This window comes from Microcystis sp. M53598_WE2, assembly GCF_030067735.1.
Classification (GTDB): Bacteria; Cyanobacteriota; Cyanobacteriia; order Cyanobacteriales; family Microcystaceae; genus Microcystis; species Microcystis aeruginosa.
The window spans coordinates 1-5,844 of record NZ_JASJFE010000611.1 but is presented as its reverse complement, the minus strand read 5'-3'; the positions used below and the strand labels follow the sequence as shown (position 1 = coordinate 5,844).

General features: G+C 40.2%; 5 protein-coding genes and 1 pseudogene. 5 read left to right on the top strand and 1 reads right to left on the bottom strand.

The annotated features are described in order from the left end of the window. Positions 1-105: 105 nt before the first annotated feature. Both PX636_RS12345 and PX636_RS12340 read left to right on the top strand, forming a co-directional pair. Positions 106-1,068, top strand: coding sequence for a hypothetical protein (locus tag PX636_RS12345; protein ID WP_353853477.1), 963 nt, complete (start codon positions 106-108; stop codon positions 1,066-1,068). Further along, complete coding sequence (locus PX636_RS12340) at positions 1,065-1,475, top strand: PIN domain-containing protein (RefSeq protein WP_002798691.1); 411 nt, start codon at positions 1,065-1,067, stop codon at positions 1,473-1,475. Before PX636_RS12345 ends, PX636_RS12340 begins: the two co-directional genes overlap by 4 nt. On the opposite strand, the gene PX636_RS12335 is transcribed toward PX636_RS12340, so the two are convergent. Beyond that, positions 1,476-2,534, bottom strand: a complete 1,059-nt coding sequence (locus PX636_RS12335; protein WP_002733229.1) for a potassium channel family protein — start codon at positions 2,532-2,534, stop codon at positions 1,476-1,478. A 126-nt stretch (positions 2,535-2,660) separates the two neighbouring features. Between PX636_RS12335 and PX636_RS12330 the strand changes: the two genes are divergently transcribed. The 3 genes and pseudogenes from PX636_RS12330 to PX636_RS12320 all read left to right on the top strand — a co-directional run. Then, a complete protein-coding gene (locus tag PX636_RS12330) occupies positions 2,661-3,944 on the top strand; it encodes an aspartate aminotransferase family protein (RefSeq protein ID WP_079209602.1) in 1,284 nt (427 codons plus the stop codon). Between the two features lie 245 nt (positions 3,945-4,189). Next, positions 4,190-4,885 (top strand): Uma2 family endonuclease, encoded by a 696-nt coding sequence (locus tag PX636_RS12325; protein ID WP_288117398.1) that lies wholly within the window; start codon positions 4,190-4,192, stop codon positions 4,883-4,885. A gap of 3 nt (positions 4,886-4,888) precedes the next feature. Next, positions 4,889-5,844: pseudogene (locus PX636_RS12320) on the top strand (O-linked N-acetylglucosamine transferase, SPINDLY family protein); the annotation flags it as partial.

Genomic DNA, 5,844 nt, shown 5'->3' with positions numbered 1-5,844 from the left:
CCGAGTTTTCAAGGTGCTGCGCCGTCCACTTGGTTTTCGAGACTGGCCTTTTAATTCTAACGTAAAGCCAACCTAGAACGGCGGGGTTTCAGACCCAAATTTTCGATGAATAGTCTGCCAAGTTCAGTCGAACGGGAAAATTTAGGACAATTTTTGTTAGAAAATCTGCAAAATATTACAGATAAACTCGATCAAATTGTCACCGATTCTGATCGGATAATACTGGATAATTTACTACAAGAAACTAAAATTTTATTTGAGCAAGTTAAGGATAACTCTAAAACTTATCAAGCAAGAGCCGATATATTTTATCAAATTAATAAATTATGTTTTCAGGTATGGAAACAGTATAGAGATGAGGATTCAGCACTGGAGTTAATCCAATATATAGACCAATTTACTAATCAAATTACTGCCTATAATCAATTATTTATCAGCCTTGCTCAGATCAATGAGGGAAAGACTGGTGAGGAAAAAGCCGATTTAATCAGAGTGGTGGAAGGTTCACGCATTCTCTCGGAAACGATAGATGTGTTTATTGATATGTTTGCTGATTCAGAACTAGAGCAAATTTACCAGGGAGCTAAAAATGCTCTATCGGTTTCTCATCGTACTATAACCGAATATTTCCAAGATACTGACAAATCTTTAGTCACCCAACTGAGAGCCTATTACAGTTTAATAATTTTCAGAATTCAAGAGCGATTTAATCCTAAGAATGTATCCTCAGAAACTACTTATCATTCCCTAGCAGATAATTTCAATGATATTGATGCCTCTACACAAAATTTAACAGGTTTGGTCGATTTGGAAACTGAAAAATCTTCGTCTGAAAACTGGTTAGATAATCTTTCTGGATCAATTTCTGATCAGGAGGTTTTTGAGAAAGCATTAGAATATGGGCGTGTTTTTCGTCAGAATGTATCCTCAGAAACTACTTCTCATTCCCTAACAGATGACTTAAGCGATCTTGATCCTTGGACAAGAGACTTAGTGGGGGTTGTCGATTTAGGACCAGAAGACCCAAAAGAATCGTATATTGATTATTTAGTGGAGAAGTATCGGTGAAACGAGTCCTATTCGATAGTGATGTATTGCTAGATGTTTTGGGTAAGCGTGAACCACATTTTCAAGCATCTGTACAAGCATTAAATACAGTTAAGACAGGTAAAACTCAAGGATATATTTCTGGTCATGCCGTCACTAATATTTATTATATTTTGTCTAGAGAAAATGGAAGAGAAAGCTCAAGAAAGTTGGTGATAATTCTTCTAGAGAATTTGCAAGTTGCTAGGGTGACAGACGCAATAATTAGGCAAGCATTGGCAAGTCAGATGAAAGATTTTGAAGATGCCGTTACCAGTGCCGTTGCTGAATCGGAAAAGCTAGAAATAATCATAATGCGAAACCTAAGAGATTTTGCCGCTGCCCCTGTTCCCGCAATGCTACCAGCCGATTTTTTATCGATTCTTTAACTAATGCTTCGGTAAACGTAAACCATCCGAGCGCATAGGGATTAAAATCTGAGTTAAACTGCGTAATTGTTCGGCCGTTCCCATACAAATTAACAGATCCCCGGCCATTAATTCCGTATCGCCAGTGGGTCCCCCGATTAGCGTACCATCAGCGCGACGTATAGCCAAAACTAAAGCCCCCGATCGAGATCTTAAATGTGCTTGACTAAGACTTAAACCGACACAGGGACAAGTCCTCGGATCGATTAAAAATTCTTCCATATAAAATGATCGATCGGTTCCGGTTAAAATCCCATCAACAAAATCCATCACCTGGGGTCGTAGGGCCGCGGCCGCTAATCTTCTACCGCCGGTAATATAGGGAGATACTACCGCATCGGCCCCGGCCCGTTGTAATTTTTGTACTGCTTCCTCGGTACTGGCCCTAGCAATGGCGCGGATTTTCGGATTAAGAGTTTTAGCAGACAAAACTGTATATAAATTCTCCGCATCGGAAGTTAAAGCGGCCACAATACAAATAGCGCGTTCAATTCCTGCCATTTGTAAAGATTTATCTAAGGTAGCATCTCCTTGAACAACAATATAATTTAATTCTTTGGCCCGATTTACCTGTAGGGGGTCTGTATCAATTACTACAAAAGGAATATTTTCGGCGTAAAATTCGATCGCCACCTGTCTACCTGTGCGACCCAAACCACAGATGATATAGTGTTCTGATAGTCGATCGATCAAGCGTTTCTCCTGTCTCTGTTTGAGTCCCTCTTGAAAATAGCCTTGAATTAAAGCTTCGGTCAAGCGATTAACAATATAACCGATGCTGACTACTCCCATGATAATCAAAACCATTGTAAACAGTCGTCCCCGTTCACCTAGGGGATTAATTTCGCCAAAACCGACGGTAGCGAGGGTACTAATCGTCATATAGGCCGAATCTAGCAAACTCCAACCCTCGATCAGATGATACCAAAGCGTACCGAGCAAAAACACCACGATCAGGGCAAAAATTCCCCCGATTAATTCCTGACGCAGACGACGATATTTATCTTCACTGATGGACAAGCAAAATTCACCCCTAAGATTGTCTAGTAACTTACAATGAAATCAGTTTTTAATCTAAATAACCCGTCCTTCTCAGACGGATTTGATTATAATTTCCCCTATGTCTAATCGCGCAGGAGTTCCCCAGTGAGTCCAGAAACCCTTTTAGAACCAACCCTAGTTGATCCCACTCCCAATTTAAACCCGAATCAACCCTTCGATCGAGATAGTTTTAACAGCTATGTGATGAATACTTATGGTCGTTTTCCCATTGCGATCGCCAAAGGGTTAGGCTGTCTTCTCTGGGATACTTCCGGCAAACAATACCTTGATTTTGTCGCAGGAATTGCCACCTGTACCCTCGGTCACGCGCACCCTGCTTTAATTGAAGTGGTTAGTCAGCAAATCCAAAAACTCCATCATGTCTCGAATTTATACTATATTCCCGAACAAGGAGAACTAGCTAAATGGATTGTCGATCATTCCTGCGCTGATAAAGTCTTTTTCTGTAATTCTGGTGCGGAAGCGAACGAAGCGGCGATTAAATTAGTACGAAAATATGCCCATACGGTGCTAGATTTCCTCGAACAGCCGGTTATTTTAACCGCTCACGCTAGTTTTCACGGCCGCACTTTAGCTACCATCACCGCAACCGGTCAACCGAAGTACCAAAAAGACTTTGAACCCCTGATGCCGGGGTTTGCCTATATTCCCTATAATGATATCGAAGCGGTGGAAAATGCGATCGCTGATCTCGATGAGGGTAATCGTCGGGTGGCAGCGATTATGTTGGAACCCTTGCAGGGTGAAGGGGGAGTTCGTCCAGGGGATATCGAATATTTCCAACGTTTACGGCAAATTTGCGACGAAAATAACATTTTGCTTGTCTTTGATGAAGTACAGGTGGGAGTCGGAAGAACTGGTAAACTCTGGGGTTATGAGAATTTAGGAGTGGAACCGGATATTTTCACTTCTGCTAAGGGTTTAGCGGGTGGTATTCCCATCGGTGCGATGATGTGCAGAAAATTCTGTGATGTGTTTGAACCGGGTAGTCATGCGAGTACCTTTGGAGGTAATCCTTTCGCTTGTGCCTCAGCTTTAACAGTATTACAAACCATTGAACGGGATCATCTTCTCGAAAATGTCCAGCAGCGAGGGGAACAATTACGCAGCCGTTTACGCGTGATTGCTTCTCAATATCCCCATCTATTTGTCGATGTGCGCGGTTGGGGTTTAATTAATGGTATGGAAATTAATTCAGAAAGTGAGTTGGTTTCATCTACTATTGTTAATGCAGCCTTGGCAGAGGGTTTATTAATTGCCCCCGCAGGTCCGAAAGTTCTCCGTTTTGTACCTCCTTTAATTGTCTCGGAAACAGAAGTAGATGAGGCTATGGATAAGCTAGAAGTTGCTATCGCTAAAGTGGTTTAATTTCAGTTATCAGTTATCAGTTATCAGTTATCAGATGTAAGTTTTAAGTTGACAGTTTCCAGAACGTAGGTTGGGTTGAAGCATGAAACCCAACGCCCGCTCATGTTACGCTACCGCTAACCCATCCTACAAATAAATGTGCCTACCTACTTATGAGTCAATTCTTTTTGAGCTTTATCCCCCTAACTGTCACCTTTTCACTGGACTAGGGGAGGATAAATCTACTGTTGTTCGGGGCAAATAAAATGATCACTTCTGAACCTATTTATTCTCTCCCTAAAACCCCTCCTTTAGAAAATGGTGATCAACTAAGTCGCCAGGAATTTGAGCGCCGTTATCAGAACCTTTCTGAAATAAAAAAAGCCGAATTAATTGAAGGAATAGTTTATATTTCTTCTCCTGTACGAGTGCAGAGTCATGGAGAACCTCATTCTGATATTTTAACTTGGTTAGGGGTCTATAAAGCCGCCACAATTGGGGTAATGTCTGCGGATAATACTACTGTGCGTCTGGATGCAGATAATGAAGTACAACCAGATGCTTTACTAAGAATTAAAATTGCTGGACAATCAACTATTAGTGACGATGATTATATCGAAGGTGCGCCGGAATTAATCGTAGAAATCGCCGCTTCTAGTGCTTCCTATGATCTCCACAATAAATGGCGAGTTTATCGTCGTAATCAAGTGCAAGAATATCTTGTTTGGCGAGTTTATGAACGTCAATTAGATTGGTTCCGATTAAATGCTGGAGAATATATTAAACTTGAACCCGATAGTCGAGGGATAATTTACTCGCAGGTTTTACCTGGTCTTTGGTTAGATGTTAATGCTTTATTAGCGGGTAACTTGGGACAGGTTTTGACAGTTTTACAGCAAGGTTTAGCCAGTCAAGAACATCAAGATTTTCTGAAAATATTATCTCAAAAAACTGATAACTGATTTATGTGGCATCCTGACGCTTATCAAGCTTTAATTGCTGAAGATTATCCTCAAGTTGCGGCAATTTACGAGGAAATAATCGATAACAATTCCGAAAATATTTCTGACTATTGGTACTTGGGAGTTGCCTATCTTCTGCAAAATTTAGAAGCAGCAGCACAGGTAATGTGGCAAAGTATTTTAAGCGAAGGTAATCCGGAAGAAGTTAAGCAATGGCAAGCAGAATTAGAAGCGGTTTTAGACGCAGAAGCGCGACGACAACAAAGAAAAGGTGATCTGGCAGCTGTAGAATATTTTCGCTATCATCTACAGGAAATTGTTCCCAAGTCAATTAATAATTTATTAGCTTTATTCGACTTAGCTTTAGATTTAGAAATATTTGATCCTGAAGAACTACTTAATTATCCTATTCAAGAGAATCTCAGATCTAATCCCGATCGAGAATTGCTTTTAAATGTAGTTCTCAAAAGTCTTTTATATCCCCACAAATTAACTTTAGATTTAGCTCAAGCAAGTTTACCCTACTTGGAGGAATTAGCCGATAGTTTTATCCCGCAAGCTTTTCAGATAGCAGCACGAGTCACCAACGAGCAACAAAGTCCCACTTTTGGAGTGGAAATTATTAAACTTTGTCTGCAATTAAGACCAAATGATCTGAGTCTTTTGGAACAATTGGTTAACCTCTATATTTTAGCAGAAGACTTTGATAATTCTTTGATAACTGCCTATCAATTCCGAGAAATTTGTCTAACTCCAACCCTAAAGTTATACAGTAATTATCTGATTTTGTTAATACTTTTGCGCTGGGGAGTTTGGCAAGAAATTGATCATATTTATCAAGAATATCATGATTTATTACAGGAATTAACCCGTCAGAAAAATATCACTTTAGAACCGATTATTAAAACTAGCTTTCTCAATGTTTCTAGTCCCCTACCCTACCTAGGCGATCGAGCTTT

Bases quoted from the DNA above. Each gene is read 5' to 3' on its own strand.
- PX636_RS12345 (WP_353853477.1), top strand. From the start codon at position 106: ATGAATAGTCTGCCAAGTTCAGTCGAACGGGAAAATTTAGGACAATTT.
- PX636_RS12325 (WP_288117398.1), top strand. From the start codon at position 4,190: ATGATCACTTCTGAACCTATTTATTCTCTCCCTAAAACCCCTCCTTTA.